Consider the following 16712-nt stretch of genomic DNA (forward strand, 5'->3'; position numbering starts at 1 on the left):
CTGCGAGTGATTTCCCATGTTTGAGCGCCTTATCCAATTCGCCATCGAACAGCGCATCATCGTGCTGCTGGCGGTGCTGTTGATGGCCGGTGTCGGCATCGCCAGCTATCAGAAGTTGCCCATCGACGCAGTGCCCGACATCACCAATGTGCAGGTGCAGATCAACTCGGCGGCGGCCGGGTTTTCGCCGCTGGAGACCGAACAGCGCATCACCTTTCCGATTGAAACCGCCATGGCCGGCTTGCCGGGTTTGCAGCAGACGCGCTCGTTGTCGCGCTCCGGCTTGTCCCAGGTCACGGTGATCTTCAAAGACGGCACCGACCTGTTCTTTGCCCGCCAATTGGTCAACGAGCGCCTGCAAGTGGCCCGCGAACAATTGCCCACCGGCATCGAAACCGCGATGGGGCCGATTTCCACCGGTCTCGGGGAGATTTTCCTATGGACCGTCGAAGCCGAAGACGGTGCACTCAAAGAAGACGGTACGCCTTACACACCGACCGACCTGCGGGTGATCCAGGATTGGATCATCAAGCCGCAACTGCGCAATGTGCCGGGCGTGGCCGAGATCAACACCATCGGCGGCTTTGCCAAGGAATACCAGATCGCCCCGGACCCCAAGCGTCTGGCGGCCTACAACCTGACGTTGACCGATTTGGTCACTTCGCTGGAGCGTAATAACGCCAACGTCGGCGCCGGTTACATCGAGCGCAGCGGCGAGCAACTGTTGATCCGCGCTCCGGGGCAAGTGGCGTCCATCGATGACATCGCTAATATCGTCATCATCACCTCGGATGGCACGCCGATTCGCGTGCGCAATGTGGCGCACGTCGAAATCGGTCGTGAGCTGCGTACCGGTGCCGCCACGGAAAATGGCCGTGAAGTGGTGCTGGGCACGGTGTTTATGTTGATCGGTGAAAACAGCCGTACCGTGTCCCAGGCGGTGGCGAAAAAACTGGAAGAGATCAACCGTTCGCTGCCCCAAGGCGTGGTGGCCGTCACCGTCTACGACCGCACCAACCTGGTGGAAAAAGCCATCGCCACCGTGAAGAAAAACCTCTTCGAAGGTGCGCTGCTGGTCGTCGCCGTGCTGTTCCTGTTCCTGGGCAACATCCGCGCGGCGTTGATCACTGCGATGGTGATCCCGCTGGCGATGCTGTTCACGTTTACCGGAATGTTCACCAACAAAGTCAGCGCCAACCTGATGAGCCTTGGCGCGCTGGACTTCGGCATTATTGTCGACGGCGCGGTGGTGATCGTCGAAAACGCCATCCGCCGACTGGCCCATGCGCAGCAGCGCCATGGCCGCCTGCTGACCCGCAGCGAACGCCTGCATGAAGTGTTCGCGGCCGCCAAGGAGGCTCGGCGGGCTTTGATCTACGGGCAACTGATCATCATGGTGGTGTACCTGCCGATCTTCGCCCTCACGGGTGTGGCTGGGAAGATGTTCCACCCCATGGCCTTTACCGTGGTGATTGCCCTGCTCGGCGCGATGATTCTGTCGGTGACGTTCGTGCCAGCCGCGATCGCGCTGTTCGTCACTGGCAAGGTCAAGGAAGAAGAAAACCTGGTGATGCGCACGGCACGTCGGGTCTATGCGCCGGTGCTGGATTGGGTGATGGCGCGCCGCCCTTTGGTGTTTGGCTTGGCGGTGCTGACCATCGTCGCCTCGGGCGTGGTGGCCAGCCGCATGGGCAGCGAATTTATCCCCAGCCTCAGTGAAGGTGACTTCGCCCAGCAAGCCTTGCGTGTGCCGGGCACCAGCCTGACGCAATCGGTGCAGATGCAGCAGCAGCTGGAAAAAACCTTGATGGCTCAGGTGCCGGAAATCGAACGGGTCTTCGCGCGTACCGGCACCGCGGAAATCGCTTCCGACCCTATGCCGCCGAATATTTCCGACAGCTATGTGATGCTCAAGCCGAAGGACCAATGGCCGGACCCGAAGAAATCTCGTGAAGCGCTGATCGAAGATATCCAGCGCGCCAGTGCGATTGTGCCGGGCAGTGCGTATGAACTGTCGCAACCGATCCAACTGCGTTTCAACGAGCTGATTTCTGGGGTGCGCAGTGATGTGGCGGTGAAGGTGTTTGGCGACGACATGGCGGTGCTCAACAAGACCGCCGGGGAAATCGCCGAGACCCTGCAAAAGCTTGAGGGCGCCTCGGAAGTGAAGGTGGAACAGACTTCCGGGCTGCCGGTACTGACGATCAATATTGACCGCGACAAGGCCGCGCGTTTCGGCCTGAATGTGGGCGATGTGCAGGACACCATTGCCGTCGCTGTCGGTGGGCGCCAGGCCGGTACGTTGTACGAAGGTGACCGCCGCTTCGACATGGTTGTGCGTTTGTCCGACGCGTTGCGTACCGATATCGACGGGCTATCACGGCTGTTGATCCCGGTACCGGCGCTGGCCAGTAACGCGTCGGGGCAGTTGGGTTTTATCGCCTTGTCCCAGGTTGCCAGTTTGGATTTGGTACTCGGGCCGAACCAGATCAGTCGCGAGAATGGCAAGCGTCTGGTGATCGTCAGCGCCAACGTGCGCGGGCGGGATATCGGTTCGTTTGTTGATGAGGCCGAGACGGCCATCAGCAGCCAGGTGAAGGTGCCGGCGGGTTACTGGACGACATGGGGCGGCCAGTTCGAACAGTTGAAGGAAGCCTCCGAACGTTTGCGCATCGTGGTGCCGGTGGCGTTGCTGCTGGTGTTCGGGCTGCTGTTTATGATGTTCAACAACCTCAAGGACGGGCTGCTGGTGTTTACCGGGATTCCGTTCGCGTTGACCGGTGGGATCATGGCGCTGTGGTTGCGCGATATTCCATTGTCGATCTCGGCGGGGGTGGGCTTTATCGCGTTGTCGGGTGTGGCGGTGTTGAACGGGCTGGTGATGATTGCCTTCATCCGCAACCTGCGCGAGGAAGGGCGCTAATTGTCGGTGGCGATCAACGAAGGCGCGCTCACCCGTTTGCGCCCGGTACTGATGACGGCGCTGGTGGCGTCCCTGGGGTTTATCCCAATGGCCCTGGCCACCGGCACCGGCGCCGAGGTGCAGCGCCCGTTGGCGACGGTGGTGATTGGCGGGATTATTTCTTCCACGTTGCTGACCTTGCTGGTGCTGCCGGCGTTGTATCAGTGGGCGCATCGCAAGGAGGAAAAGGCGGAACAAGGTAAAGCCACCGGGCAGGCTGCGCACATCAGCCTGCCCTTGGTGCAGGGTCATGATCGACCGTACGATCGCCAGGCCCAGGCCGGTGCCGCCCTCAGTGCGTGCGCGGCTGCTGTCGACACGGTAAAAACGCTCGAACAGGTACGGCAGGTGTTGCGCTTCGATCCCCGAGCCTGGGTTGCTGACGGACAACGAAACGTTGTTGTCGTAAGCCTCCACCAGCAACGAAATATGCGCGCCCGATGGGCTATGGCGGATGGCGTTGGACAGCAGGTTGGAGAGGGCACGTTGAATCATCAGGCGATCGCCGTGTACTTGGGCCTCGCCGCTGAGGGTCAGGGTCAGCTGTTTGTCTTCGGCACTCAGGGCGAACAAGTCCATCACCCGGTTTGCCTCAGCCGTCAGCGACACGGCAGTAAACGAAGCTCGCGCCGCCGGGTGGCTGACTTGGGCCAGAAACAACATGTCGGAAACGATACGCGCCAGGCGCTCCAGCTCTTCGGTGTTGGATTCCAGCACCGCTTTGTAGGCCTCCGGCGGGCGTTCGCGCGACAGCGTCACCTGGGCCTTGCCCATCAGGTTGGTCAGCGGCGCGCGCAGTTCGTGGGCGAGGTCATCGGAGAATTGCGACAGCTGCTGCACCCCGGCGTCCAGGCGGTCGAGCATCACGTTGAAGCCTTGCGCCAGCTCGCCCAGTTCGTGCGGCAGGTTGTCGACGGACAGGCGATGGGTCAGGTCCTGCGTGGTGACTTTGGCCGCCACTCGGCTGAACTGCTTCAGCGGCGCCAGCCCGCGCTGCACCAGCCACCAGGCGCCCATGCCGATCAATATCAAGAGCATCGGCAACGCGATCACCGTGGCGCGCAGGTAGGCACTGAGCAGTGCCTGGTCGTCCCTGCGGTCCAGGGACAGCAAAACGCGCACGCGTTCGCCGCTGGCCAGGCGCATTAGGCTGGAAGCGCTGAGTACTTGGTTGCCATCGCTGTCGGCCCAGTTGAGGTAACCGAGAGTTTCACGCGGCGTGAAGTCGGTCAGCAACGGTTCCTGAGGCTTGGCGCCGGCGCTCAGTAACACGCTGTTATCGGGGGCCGTGCCGACAATGGTCAGGTAGAAATTGTCATGGCCGATCACCAGGTCCATCAGCGAGTGCGGGCGGGCGCGGATGCCGCTGGCGTTGAGGCCCTGTGACAGGCTGTGCTGGATCTGTTCCATCTTGCTTTCCAGGCCTTTGCGCGCCAGTTTTTCCAGCTCGTGGGTCAGGGCCAGGTACGCCAGGGTTGCCAGCAACAGCACCAGGCCTGCGCCCATCAGGCTGACCGTCAGCCCCAGGCGCATCGACAAACTGCTGACTTTCATTGCCGTGCCTCCAGCACATAACCCACACCGCGAATGGTGTGGATCAGCTTGACCTCACTCTGGTCATCCACCTTGGCGCGCAGGCGGCTGATGGAAACCTCCACCACGTTGGTGTCGCAGTCGAAGTTCATGTCCCACACCAGCGAAATAATCTGCGTGCGGGTCAGCACTTCGCCGGTCTGGCGCATCAGCACCTGCAGCAGCGCGAACTCCTTGGTGGTCAGGTCGATACGCCGACTGCCGCGGTACGCGCGATGGCGACGCGGGTCCAGTTCCAGGTCCAGCACACGGAACACGTCCGGCTGTGGGATATGCTCGCTGCGCCGCAACAGGGTGCGCACCCGCGCGAGCAATTCGGGAAACTCGAAGGGTTTGACCAGGTAATCATCGGCGCCCATGTCCAGGCCCTTGATCTTGTCGGCGAGCCGGCCACGGGCAGTCAGCATCATCACGCGTTGGCTGCCGTTGCGGCGCAATTGCTCCAGCACTTCCCAGCCATCCTTGCCCGGCAGGTTGACGTCGAGAATGACCAGCTCATAGGCGTGCTGCCCTGCCAGGTGCAAGCCATCGATGCCATTGGACGCGCAGTCGACCACATAGCCACTTTCGTTCAGGCCTTGCTGCAGGTAGTCGGCGGTTTTTTGCTCGTCCTCAACGACAAGGATACGCATGGGGTATTTACCTTTTTTAGGTGAAAGAAGGGCTCCATTTCCTTATGGAATCGGGTGCTTTGGGAGTAGGGAAAGTCTGAACGGTGAAGTAGCTTCAGGGTCAACTGCGACCATCGGTCGCAACGCAGTGCCGGTGCGCAAAAAAAAACGCCCCGAGGGGCGTTAAAAATTCATCTCTTTCCAAAGGAGCTCCAAAAAAGCTTCAGAGACGAATGTTGCTCGGTGCACATAAGTTGACGCGAGTATAGGCGTTCAACTTAACGGGAAGCTGAGGCTAATATTACAGTCTTGTTACTTGTGCATTTGTGAGCAAATGTTAGTTAAGGGCGAACGAATGTAAGCACTCACCGTGGTGATTATTCAGAGTGCCACCAGTGGGTATTCGGCAATCAAGCGCACTTCCTCCAAGTCCGACTCGAAAGTACTGGAGCGCACGGTGGCTTGGCGCAAGCGCAACGACAAATCCTTCAGGCTGCCACTTTGCACCACGTACTTGGCCTCGACGTTGCGTTCCCAGCGGCGTTGGTCCGTCAGCGGGTTGCCCGCCGAATCGCGGCGCATATACACCGAGTTGGCGTTGCTGTAATCGGCGCCGGAGCCTTTGGCGTAGCGGGTCATGAATGACAGGCCGGGAATGCCGAACGCCTGCATGTCCAGGTCGTAACGGGCCATCCACGAGCGCTCCTTGGGCGAGTTGAAGTCGCTGTACTGGATCGAGTTGTTGAGGAAGATCGAGTCCGATTGGCGCAAGTAATCGAAGTCGTCATCGCCGTTGTTGCGCTGGTGCGACACGGCCACGCTGTGGGCGCCGACCTTTACCCCAAGCCTGGCGCTCCAGATATTGTTGTCGAATTCACCCAGCCGTTTTTTGCCTTCGTCCACGGCCTTGTAATAGTTGAAGTCGCCGAACAATGAGACGTCGTCGGTCAACGGGTAATTGGCGGCGCTGCCGAAGTAGTATTGGTCCCACGCGTCCTTCAAACGGCTGCTGTACAGGCTGACTGTCAGGTGTTTATTGACGGCATATTCACCGCCTAGATAGCCGATCCACGGCGAGTCGACCTTGCCCGCATAGAAGGTCGCAAAGCCTTTGTTCATGCCACTTTCACTGGGTTGGCTCATGCCGCTCAGGCGTCCGCCTTGCAGGCTCAGGCCCTCAAGGCTGGTATTTTGCGCGGTGACGCCGCGAAAGCTTTCCGGCAACAAGCGCGAGTCGCCGGCTGCCACCACGGGGGTGGCGGGGAATACGTCGCCGGCCTTGATGACGGTGTCCAGCACGCGTAATTTCGCCGCGCCGCCGAATTTGCTGTAGCTGCTTTCGGGGCGGTTGTCGCTGTCCACCGGCAACACGCCGAACGAGCCCTTACCGCCGCTGCGGCCGGTGCCCGAGTCAAGTTTCAGGCCATACATGGCAAACGCATCCAGGCCGAACCCCACGGTACCTTGGGTAAAACCCGATTCGAATTTGCCGATCAAGCCCTGCGCCCAGGCTTCGGAATAGCCATTGCCGGTGGGGCTGGACTGGCCCTTGCGGTCATCACGGTTGAAGTAAAAATTGCGCGCCAGCACGCTCACGCTGCTGCCTTCGATAAAACCTTCGGGTTTGTCTTCCACGGCCACGGCGGCCAGAGGCAGTGCGGCAATCAGTGAAAAGGGTAGGGTGTAGTAAGCAATACTCATGTTTCGCTCCTGGGTGTCGGCAGTTTTCAGCTTTTTATAGGATCGGGCGTTCTTATTGATTTGGCCCAGGCTGATAGTTGCAAACCGCAGATAACGAACTCGTTGCGTGAACATTACAATTCTGGCAGCTCGCGACCACCTAACAGATAAGTAATGTTTCAGTGAACATGGCGACAGGGTTGGTTGATTAGTCTCGTTACTGAACTTTTCAATCGAGGAACCTGTTATGAACGCTTATAAAATTGGCTTGGGTGTATTAACGGCAGTCTTGTCATTTGGCGCGTTGGCCGAAGGCGGGGGTGATCGCACCTTTGCCCTGATGATGGAGCGCAATGAAAAAGCCATGGCGGCCTACGCCGAGAAAAAGGGCAAACCGATGCCCGAGGTACAGGCCTACCGCTATGGCATGAAGCTGGACATTGCCAACGTGGTCAACGTCACACCGCCGATCCGCTCGTGCAACCCGGTGCCGTCGCGCATGACCTATGAAGACTCCAGCGGCAAGCTCAATACCCTTGAGTATCAAGTGATGGGCATCTGCCGAAACAACGGTGGTTGATCGGGCCAAAAAACAGTTGGGGGCGGCGCAAAAAAGCGCTTCAGAAAACGCCGGCAGCGCCGATGCAGGTGAGAATCCTCTCCCAATATGACCATCGGTGCCCCATGTTCAACACCCGTTTGAAGCAGGAGCTGTCGGCTCTTCGTGAAGAGTTGTCCAGCTTGCAGCAGGTCAAGGAGAGCCTGGAAAGCGAAATGCTGTGCCTGACGCTGGACGCCGAAGGCCGGGTGGAGTGGGCGAACGCCAACTTCCTGCAAGAACTGTCGTACCAGGCTACAAACATACTGGGGCGCCACATTGATGAGCTGGTGCCCGCATATCTGCGTCAGGACGAATTCCAGCGGCGCTTCAAGAATGCCCTGGTGCGGGGCGAACACTTCGCCGGCACCGTGCGCCTGATGCGTGGCAACGGCAAGGAAGCGTGGCTGCGTTCGATCCTGCAGCCGGTGCGCAACTCGGACGGGTGCATCAAACATTTTTCGATTTATTCCAGCGACCTCACTCGCACCATCGAGGCGTCGCGCGAGCACGAAAACCTGATCACCGCGCTGGTGCGTTCCACCGCGGTCATCGAGTTCGACCTCGGCGGGCATGTGCTGACCGCCAATGACCGATTCCTCAGCGGCATGGGTTACAGCCTGGCGCAAATCCAGGGCAAACATCACCGTATGTTCTGCGAGCCACAGGAATACAACAGCCCGGAGTATCAGCACTTCTGGAAACGTTTGAATGCCGGTGAGTTTGTTGCCGCGCGCTTCAAACGGGTCGACAGCCATGGCCGTGTGGTGTGGCTGGAGGCGACCTACAACCCGGTGCTGGATGCCAATGAACGGTTGTACAAAGTGGTCAAGTTCGCCACGGTGATCACCGATCAAGTCAATCAAGAGCAAGCGGTGGCCGAGGCCGCCAACATCGCCTACAGCACCTCGCTGCAAACCGACGACAGTGCCCAGCGCGGCAGCACCGTCGTGACCCAGGCGGTGGATGTGATGCGTGATCTGGCCAAGCACATGCAACAGGCCGGTGATGGCATCGAGGCGCTGAACGCGCAGTCCCAAGTGATCGGCACCATCGTCAAGACCATCAGCGGCATCGCCGAGCAAACCAACCTGCTGGCACTCAATGCGGCCATCGAAGCAGCACGTGCCGGTGAGCAGGGCCGTGGCTTTGCGGTGGTGGCTGATGAAGTTCGTCAATTGGCCTCGCGTACCAGCAAGGCCACCGAGGAAATCGTCGGTGTGGTGCGTCAGAACCAGGACATGGCCCGCGATGCGGTGTCCTTGATGACTGAAGGCCGCGAGCAGGCCGAGCAAGGTTTAGCGCTGGCGGCCGAGGCGGGCACGGTGATTGTGGAGATCCAGGACGGTGCAAAAAAGGTGGTCAGTGCGGTAGGACAATTCGCAAATCAGCTGTCGACCTAACCCGTGGGACTTGCGCTTGAGGTATCGTAGGTTTTTTCTTGCTTGAAGAGCCGCCCCTCCATGAGCCCTACCCACCTTCTCCCCGTTCCGTTGTCCAAGGCTTACCGCTTGCTCAATCACGGGCCGACCGTGTTGGTGAGCGCGGCCCACGACGGCAAGCGCAATATCATGGCCGCTGCCTGGGCGATGCCGCTGGATTTTGAACCGCCGAAAGTCGCCGTGGTGCTGGACAAGGCCACCTGGACCCGCCAACTGCTGGAAGGCGCCGGCACCTTCGTGCTCCAAGTGCCTTGTGTGGCCCAGGCCGATCTGGTGCAGACCGTCGGCAACACCACGGGCTCAGACACCGACAAATTCGCCGCCTACGGCCTGCAGACGTTCAACGGTGAACACACCGAAGCGCCGCTGCTGGAAGGTTGTGTCGCCTGGCTGGAGTGCCGCCTGCTGCCCGAGCCCCACAACCAACAGGCCTACGATTTATTCCTCGGCGAAGTCGTGGCCGCCTATGCCGACGAGCGCGTGTTCAGCGAAGGGCACTGGCACTTTGAAGGGCATGATGAGTTACGCACCTTGCACCATATCGCCGGCGGCAATTTCCTCAGCATCGGCGAGCCCATTGTTGGGCGTCAGCTGTAAGCCTTACCCGCGTACGTCTGCCAGGCAGCGGATCGGCGGGGCGTTGGGCCCGTGGTGCGGCCGCTATCGCAGGCAAGCCAGCTCCCACATTGACTGCATTTCAAGCCAAAGGCTCAGCGCCCGAGCATCTTCACCCAACGCGACGGCGGCATGCCGTAGGTGCTGCGAAATTGCCGTGTCATGTGGCTCTGGTCGGTGAAGCCGGCGGTCAATGCCGCATCCACCAACGATTGGCCTTGGACGAGCAAGCTGCGCACCAGGTCCAGCCGCCGCATGGTCAGGTAGCGATAGGGGCTGGTGCCGAACAACAAGCGAAAATCCCGCGACAACGCCCAGCGATCACGGCCGCAATGGTCGGCCATTTCATCCAGGGTGATGCTGCGGCCCAAGGCGCTGTGGATAAATTCCCGGGCGCGCTCGGCGGCGACGTAATCGAAAGATTTACGGCTGATGATCACCCCCGATGCAGCGCTCAGCGCCTGGGCCAGGTCGTACAGAGCGTCCTGTTCCTGCATCGGGTCAATCGGGCAATCCAGGCTTTGCAGCAATACTTCGCTGGCGCGGAACAGTCGCGGGTCGGTTGATAATCCGTTGTGGATAAACGGTAACGGCCTGCCGCCAAGAATCTGTTGGATTAGCGCCGGCTCCACATAAATCATGCGGTACTTGAAGCCTTCTACACTGCTGGCGCGGCCGTCATGGCATTCATCGGGGTGAATCACCATGGTCGTACCGGGCAAGCTGTGGGTCATGCTGCCGCGGTAGTGATAACTCTGCACGCCGAACAGCGTGCGCCCGATGGCGTAGGTGTCGTGGCGATGCGGGTCGAACGCAAAGCCTGCAAAGTACGCTTCGATACGGTCCAGGCCGCTGGCGTGCGGGGCGCGGTGCAGCCAATCGAGGGTAGAAGTGGGTTGGCCCATGGTGACTGGTCACAAGTAGAGGTGGAAACACGTTAACCCAGTCTGGCGCGGGTTGTCTGTCGAGGTCTTGTACGATTGTGCGTGATCTGGATGAGCCTTTTTTAACGGTCGCATTGCTTTGCGTTAAAAAATGATTGTTTTACGATAATTAATCTATTATTTTGTGCGCTCACTCACTCACCGAGGTTGTTTATGAATACCCAACGTCTGGCCCAGCTCAGTCAGCGCATGTCGCTGCTTACCCTCTTGCTGCTTGTCGTTATGCTGGTGCTTAACACTGCCGTGTGGCTGTTTCCGGTGCTGGGTTCCTCCGCCGATGGCCTGGGGTTTGGCTTTGCCTTGACTGACCGTCTGATCGAGGCGCACGCCGCTAAAGTTGCGCTGTTCCCGTGGTGGCAGACGGCGGGTGGCATTGTGCTTTCCACCATCCCATTGATGGCGTTGGCGTCAGGCTTGAACCATCTGCGCCAACTGTTTCGCAATTACGCTCGGGGTGAGTACTTCTCCAGTGCCGCGGCGCAGCACCTGGGCAAAGTTGGGCGAGCAGTGGCGATATGGGTGCTGCTGGACTTTTTATGCGAGCCGTTGCTCAGTGTCTGGGTCACGATGAATGAGCCGGTCGGCCAGCGATTGATTACGCTGAGTGTCACCGCGCCAAGCTTCGTCGCGTTGTTTCTCGCTGCCTGTATCGCGGTAATCGCGCGTATCCTGTGGCAGGCCAGTGAAGTGGATTCTGAAAACCGTACTTTTGTTTGAGATCGAAATGCCCATTGTGATTGAACTGGACGTTATGCTTGCCCGGCGCAAGGTCAAATCCAAAGACCTGGCGGCCGCCATAGGGATTACCGAACAGAACCTGTCGTTGCTCAAACAAGGCAAGGTCAAGGGCATACGGCTGGGCACGTTGGATGCTATATGTGCCTACCTGGAGTGCCAGCCTGGCGACTTGTTGGTGCACACGCCTGAGCCGGCGGCCGAATAGGTTTAACCACTGACGAAGAGGGACGCCCCATGCTGTTCTCCGACTTGCCGTACGCAGCACCGTTGCTGTCGCTGGGGCTGCTTTGGGCTGTCGCGGTGGTGACGCCGGGGCCGAACTTCTTCAACACTGCCCAACTGGCGGCGAGTTGCTCGCGTCGTCATGGCGTGGTGGCGTCCGCCGGGGTGGCCACGGGCACGGTGATATGGGGGCTGGCAGGCGGCTTGGGCATCAAGTCGCTGTTCACCGCTGCGCCCATGCTCTATCTGGCCTTCAAGATCATCGGCGGCTGCTACCTGATCTACCTGGGGCTGAAACTGTTCAAGCGTTCGGCTCCTATCAATCAAGCCGCATTGCCTGACGAGCCCCAGCGCTCGCTGTTCTCTGCCTGGCGCTTCGGTTTGCTGGGCAACTTGTCCAACCCCAAGGCCGCACTGTTCGTTGCCACGGCCTTCGCCTCGACCATGCCGCCGTCACCGTCGCCAACGTTGTTGGCGCTGGCGGTCATCACCATGGCCACCTTGTCGTTCAGCTGGTACACCAGCGTAGCCCTGGTGTTTTCCAGCGAGCGCATGGCCAATCTTTACAGCCGTTCACGCAAGTGGCTCGACCGGTTTGCCGGTGGCTGCTACCTGTTGTTTGGCGCACATCTGGTAGCGAATCGCTGACCGCTCATGGTAAGAAGCCTTACTTTCAATAGTGAGGCCGAGTCATGAGCAAGGTGCGGGTAGGTATTATTTTTGGTGGCCGTTCGGCCGAGCACGAAGTCTCGCTGCAATCGGCGCGCAATATTGTCGATGCGCTGGACCGTTCGCGCTTCGAGCCCGTGCTAATCGGCATCGACAAGGCCGGCCACTGGCACCTCAACGACACCTCGAACTTCCTGATCAACCAGGAAAACCCGGCGCTGATCGCCCTCAACCAGTCCAACCGCGAACTGGCGGTGGTGCCGGGCAAGGCCAGCCAGCAAGTGGTGGAAACCTCGGGGCAGGGCCTGCTGCAACACATCGATGTGATTTTCCCTATTGTCCACGGCACCCTCGGTGAAGACGGCTGCCTGCAAGGCCTGCTGCGCATGGCCGACCTGCCTTTCGTCGGCTCCGACGTACTGGGTTCGGCCGTGTGCATGGACAAGGACATCAGCAAACGCCTGCTGCGCGATGCCGGCATTGCCGTCACCCCGTTCATCACGCTGACCCGTGGCAACGCGGCGCGCACCTCCTTTGAGGCTGCGGCGAACAAACTCGGTTTGCCGATGTTCGTCAAACCCGCCAATCAGGGTTCCTCGGTGGGCGTGAGCAAAGTCGCCGACGCCGCCGAGTACCACGCCGCCGTCGAGCTGGCCCTGGGCTTTGATGAAAAAGTGCTGGTGGAATCCGCCGTTCAAGGCCGCGAAATTGAATGTGCCGTGCTCGGCAACGACAACCCCATCGCCAGCGGCTGCGGCGAAATCGTGGTGAGCAACGGCTTCTATTCCTACGACAGTAAATACATCGACGACCAGGCCGCCCAAGTGGTGGTGCCGGCCGATATCAGCGTTGAGGCCAGCGAGCGTATTCGCCAACTCGCCATCGAAGCGTTTGAGGTGTTGGGTTGCGCCGGGCTGGCGCGGGTCGACGTGTTTCTCACCGACGACGGCGAAGTGCTGATTAACGAAATTAACTCACTGCCTGGCTTCACTCGCATCAGCATGTACCCCAAGCTGTGGCAGGCGGCGGGGATGAGTTACAGCGAGCTGGTAAGCCGGTTGATTGAGCTGGCGCTGGAGCGGCATGCGGGGCGGAAGGGGTTGAAGATAAGCCGCTGATTGTTGTGGCGCGCTCCGTGCGGTAGCCTGCCAGCCATAGGGGACAGAGGCTCTTTAGGTTTTGCGAGCAATCCACGAATAGATCAACGTCTTCGCCTCCTCCGGGTGATGCGTCCTCCTGCGGTAGCTGGCGAAGGTCGGTGATGTGCAGTAAGTGCACACCTCACTGACTTCGATCTGCTCACGCTTAACTCCCGCCGCTTGCAGCAGCATCACCCCGTATCCACTCAAATCAAACCACGCACTTCCCGTCTGCCGCGCATGCGGCGGTGCAATCTGCGGCGCCAGCCGTGGTGCCGGCTGCTCGAAGCGCCACGGCGCTTGTCCGTCACGCCACAAGTGGCCTTGGTCCGTCTGAAACTGGGTGATAAACCCTTCGCTCACCTCGTAACAGCACGGTTTGATCGACGGCCCGATAGCGACCTGCAACTGGTCAACGGCAATGCCCTCGGCGGTAAATTGCTGCACGGCGTTGGCGATAATTCCGCTTTGCAACCCCTTCCAGCCGCCATGCACGGCGGCAACCATTTCACCACTTTTCGCGGCAATAAGAATGGGCAAGCAATCAGCGGTAATCACTGCGATTGGCGGGTGCGCGCGAGTGAGCACGCCATCGGCCTCAACGGTATTGGCCACCTGATCAGGCTGCCATTCGATCACCGTCGCACTGTGCACCTGCTTGCAGATGAACACCTCATCCGGTCGCAATGGATCATCGATCGAACAAAACCCGTGGTCGACGCCGGGGAGGGCGCCGAGATTGTTTGCCTGTTGCAAGGGGCTCTCTGCGCTCAATAAAGTCAGTCGCCGACCGCTTCGCCTTCACGCCGAGGATCCGCGCCGCCGCTCAGCGACACCTTACCCTGAGCATCGCGTGTGCGAACAATGGCCTGGATGCCGCTGGTCATATCGATCTCACTCAACGCATGGCCCTTGTCCCTCAGTGCCTGTTTCAACTCAGGGCTGAACAACCCTGCTTCCAGCTCGGTCGCACCGTTGCGGCTACCAAAGTTGGGCAGGCTGATGGCCGCTTGCGGGTCGAGCTTCCAATCGAGCATCGCCACCAGGGATTTGCTCACGTACTCAATGATCTGCGAGCCGCCCGGTGAGCCCACGGTGGCCAGCAACTCGCCGCTCTTGCGGTCGAACACCAAGGTCGGTGCCATGGCCGAGCGTGGGCGTTTGCCGGGCTCGACGCGGTTGGCCACCGGCTGGCCGTTTTCTTCAGGGATGAACGAGAAGTCGGTCATCTGGTTGTTGAGCAAAAAGCCCTGGACCATCACATGCGAACCGAATGCCGCTTCCACCGTGGTGGTCATCGACACGGCGCCGCCCAGGTCATCCACCGCCACCACTTGCGAGGTGGAGATGCGCAACGGCGAGCGGTCCGGCGCGTAGGCCACCTGAATGCCCACAGGCTGGCCTGGTTTGGCGATGCCCATGCTGCGTTCGCCGATCAGCGCAGCGCGCTTGGCCAGGTAGTCTGGAGCGACGAGGCCAGCGGTCGGCACCGGCACGAAGTCGGCATCGGCCACGTACAGCCCACGGTCGGCGAACGCCAGGCGACCCGCCTCGGCAAGCAGGTGCACGGCTTCGGGTGTGGGTTCAAGCCCTGCGGGCGATGCGCTTTTAATCGGTTTCATCGGCGCTATGGCCTGGCGTGGGTCGCGGGCTTCCACTGCCTGCAATGTGCCGAGGATCTGTGCGATTGCAATCCCACCCGACGACGGCGGTGGCATGCCGCACACCTGATACTGCTTGTAGTCGGTGCACAGCGGCGTGCGTTCCTTGGCGGTGTAGGCCTTGAGGTCGGCCTGTGACAGGCTGCCCGCATTGCGGTTGCCTTGGACCTTACGCGCGATCTCATCAGCAATCGGCCCGTGATACAGCGCGTCCGGTCCTTCCTTGGCGATGCGCTTGAACACAGCGGCCAGCGCCGGGTTTTTCAACAGGGTGCCGGTGGCTTTAGGCGTGCCGTCGGCATTCAGAAAATACGCCGCCATCTCGGGTGATTGCGCGATGTAACGGTCAGCCGCGATCAACGCGTGCAGGCGCGGCGAAATCGCGAAGCCTTGCTCCGACAAACGAATCGCCGGTTCAAACAGCTTGGCCCATTGCAGGTGCCCGGTCTTCTTGTGCGCCATTTCCAGCGCACGCAATACCCCCGGTGTGCCGACCGACCGCCCGCCAATCTGCGCCTCGGGAAACGCCATCGGCGTGCCGTCCGCTTTTAGGAACAAGCGCTCAGTTGCGCCGGCTGGGGCGGTTTCGCGGCCGTCATAGGCGTGCACTTTTTTGCCATCCCACAGCATGATGAACGCGCCGCCGCCAATGCCGGAAGACTGCGGCTCCACCAGCGTCAGTACGGCCTGCATGGCAATCGCTGCATCAATTGCCGAACCGCCTTGGCGCAACATCTCGCGCCCGGCTTCGGCGGCCAGTGGGTTGGCGGCGGCGGCCATATGGCGCTCGGCGTGGCGGGGGGTGAGGTCGGTGCGGTAACCCGAGCCCAACTCCGGCGCCGGCGGCTGTTCATTGACGGGGGTGTGACAGCCGGCCAGGGCGAGGGCTGCGGCTATCACTGACAGTTGACGGCGGGAAATCAAAAACACGCGCTGAACTCCGTTCATTTTGAGAATGATCTGTTGTCCTTGGGGTGGTACTTTTTACAGGTAAATCACGCCTTGCAGGTAGAGCACCGCATGGCCCGAGATGATCACGCGGTCGCCCTTGAGCTCGCAACGCAGTTGCCCACGGCGCTTGCCGCCCTGTTCAGCAGTCAATTGCGACTTGCCCAAACGCTCAGCCCAGAAAGGTGCCAGCGAGGTGTGTGCGGAGCCGGTGACCGGGTCTTCATCGACGCCCACGTTCGGGCCGAACCAGCGCGAAACAAAATCAAACTGCGTGCTTTTGGCCGTCACCGCGATCCCGCGTTTGGGCAGGCCCTTGAGGCGCGCGAAGTCTGGCGTCAGGGCGGCGATTTGAGCCTCATCGTCGACCAGCACGATGTAGTCATCGGTGGCAAACACCTCGGCGTGCTCAATCCCTAATGCGCTCAACAGTCCACTGGGCGGCTCGCAGCGCTGAGGCTGTTTAGCCGGGAAATCCATCGCCAGTTCGTCACCATTGCGCGTCACGCGAAGCTCGCCGCTGCGGGTGGCAAAGCGCAACACTTCAGGTGCGTCCGCCAGTTGATGAATCAGCACCCACGCCGCTGCCAACGTGGCATGGCCGCACAGGTCCACTTCGACTTGCGGGGTGAACCAGCGCAACTCATAGAAATCGCCACGGGGCACGAAATAGGCGGTTTCGGAGAGGTTGTTTTCCGCGGCGATGTCTTGCAGTTGTGCGTCGGGCAGCCACTCGGTCAGCGGGCAGACGGCTGCCGGGTTGCCACCGAAAGGATGTTGGCTGAAAGCGTCGACTTGGTAGATGTCCAATTTCATCGGGGGCACTCCGTCTTGTGGAGGCTGGACACTAACAGTGGGTCAGGAGGGCGTCAAAATACAGATACGCAGTT

At 60.4% G+C, this 16712-nt stretch carries 12 protein-coding genes and 4 pseudogenes; 9 read left to right on the forward strand and 7 right to left on the reverse strand.

The annotated features are described in order from the left end of the window. Positions 1-16: 16 nt before the first annotated feature. A pseudogene (locus GJU48_RS03300) lies at positions 17-3145 on the forward strand (CusA/CzcA family heavy metal efflux RND transporter); the annotation flags it as partial. Here the strand turns inward: GJU48_RS03300 and GJU48_RS03305 are convergent. From GJU48_RS03305 to GJU48_RS03315, 3 genes and pseudogenes are all read right to left on the reverse strand, one after another. Continuing rightward, positions 3078-4516: pseudogene (locus GJU48_RS03305) on the reverse strand (heavy metal sensor histidine kinase). The pseudogenes GJU48_RS03300 and GJU48_RS03305 sit on opposite strands and share 68 nt — an antisense overlap. Next, positions 4513-5187: a heavy metal response regulator transcription factor gene (locus GJU48_RS03310; protein ID WP_094948859.1), complete on the reverse strand. Its 675-nt coding sequence runs from the start codon at positions 5185-5187 to the stop codon at positions 4513-4515. Before GJU48_RS03310 ends, GJU48_RS03305 begins: the two are co-directional and overlap by 4 nt. 360 nt (positions 5188-5547) lie before the next feature. Beyond that, positions 5548-6867, reverse strand: a complete 1320-nt coding sequence (locus tag GJU48_RS03315) for an OprD family porin (protein WP_094948978.1) — start codon at positions 6865-6867, stop codon at positions 5548-5550. Between the two features lie 226 nt (positions 6868-7093). On the opposite strand from GJU48_RS03315, the gene GJU48_RS03320 reads away from it, so the two are divergent. The 4 genes and pseudogenes from GJU48_RS03320 to GJU48_RS03330 all read left to right on the forward strand — a co-directional run bounded on the left by GJU48_RS03320 (position 7094) and on the right by GJU48_RS03330 (position 9483). Next, positions 7094-7426 carry a DUF2790 domain-containing protein gene (locus GJU48_RS03320; protein ID WP_094948860.1) on the forward strand — a complete coding sequence of 111 codons (333 nt, stop codon included), beginning with the start codon at positions 7094-7096 and terminating at the stop codon, positions 7424-7426. A 194-nt stretch (positions 7427-7620) separates the two neighbouring features. Next, positions 7621-8307 (forward strand): annotated as a pseudogene (locus GJU48_RS25585) (PAS domain-containing protein); the annotation flags it as partial. Positions 8308-8415: 108 nt separating this feature from the next. Next, positions 8416-8847 (forward strand): annotated as a pseudogene (locus GJU48_RS25590) (methyl-accepting chemotaxis protein); the annotation flags it as partial. Between the two features lie 60 nt (positions 8848-8907). Continuing rightward, complete coding sequence (locus tag GJU48_RS03330) at positions 8908-9483, forward strand: flavin reductase family protein (protein ID WP_094948862.1); 576 nt, start codon at positions 8908-8910, stop codon at positions 9481-9483. A gap of 113 nt (positions 9484-9596) precedes the next feature. Here the strand turns inward: GJU48_RS03330 and GJU48_RS03335 are convergent, their stop codons facing one another. After that, a complete protein-coding gene (locus tag GJU48_RS03335; RefSeq protein ID WP_094948863.1) occupies positions 9597-10406 on the reverse strand; it encodes an AraC family transcriptional regulator in 810 nt (269 codons plus the stop codon). 192 nt (positions 10407-10598) lie between these two features. On the opposite strand from GJU48_RS03335, the gene GJU48_RS03340 reads away from it, so the two are divergent. From GJU48_RS03340 to ddlA, 4 genes are read left to right on the forward strand one after another with little or no spacing between them, the layout of a single operon-like run. After that, entirely contained in the window at positions 10599-11162 is a 564-nt protein-coding gene (locus GJU48_RS03340; RefSeq protein WP_094948864.1) for a DUF2975 domain-containing protein, read from the forward strand. A 7-nt stretch (positions 11163-11169) separates the two neighbouring features. Further along, a complete protein-coding gene (locus GJU48_RS03345) occupies positions 11170-11388 on the forward strand; it encodes a helix-turn-helix domain-containing protein (RefSeq protein WP_094948865.1) in 219 nt (72 codons plus the stop codon). A 29-nt stretch (positions 11389-11417) separates the two neighbouring features. Next, positions 11418-12053 (forward strand): LysE family transporter, encoded by a 636-nt coding sequence (locus GJU48_RS03350; protein ID WP_094948866.1) that lies wholly within the window; start codon positions 11418-11420, stop codon positions 12051-12053. A 44-nt stretch (positions 12054-12097) separates the two neighbouring features. Then, positions 12098-13192, forward strand: a complete 1095-nt coding sequence (ddlA, locus tag GJU48_RS03355; RefSeq protein WP_094948867.1) for a D-alanine--D-alanine ligase — start codon at positions 12098-12100, stop codon at positions 13190-13192. 54 nt (positions 13193-13246) lie between these two features. Here ddlA and pgeF read toward each other — a convergent pair whose 3' ends face one another. From pgeF to GJU48_RS03370, 3 genes are read right to left on the reverse strand one after another with little or no spacing between them, the layout of a single operon-like run. Beyond that, complete coding sequence (pgeF, locus tag GJU48_RS03360; protein WP_094948868.1) at positions 13247-13969, reverse strand: peptidoglycan editing factor PgeF; 723 nt, start codon at positions 13967-13969, stop codon at positions 13247-13249. A 23-nt stretch (positions 13970-13992) separates the two neighbouring features. Next, the gene (gene ggt, locus GJU48_RS03365) at positions 13993-15822 is read right to left on the reverse strand and encodes a gamma-glutamyltransferase (RefSeq protein WP_094948869.1); all 1830 of its coding nucleotides are present in this window, start codon (positions 15820-15822) and stop codon (positions 13993-13995) included. 36 nt (positions 15823-15858) lie between these two features. Further along, positions 15859-16638, reverse strand: coding sequence for a PhzF family phenazine biosynthesis protein (locus GJU48_RS03370; RefSeq protein ID WP_094948870.1), 780 nt, complete (start codon positions 16636-16638; stop codon positions 15859-15861). Positions 16639-16712 lie beyond the last annotated feature (74 nt).

Source organism: Pseudomonas sp. IB20 (assembly GCF_009707325.1).
Classification (GTDB): domain Bacteria; phylum Pseudomonadota; class Gammaproteobacteria; order Pseudomonadales; family Pseudomonadaceae; genus Aquipseudomonas.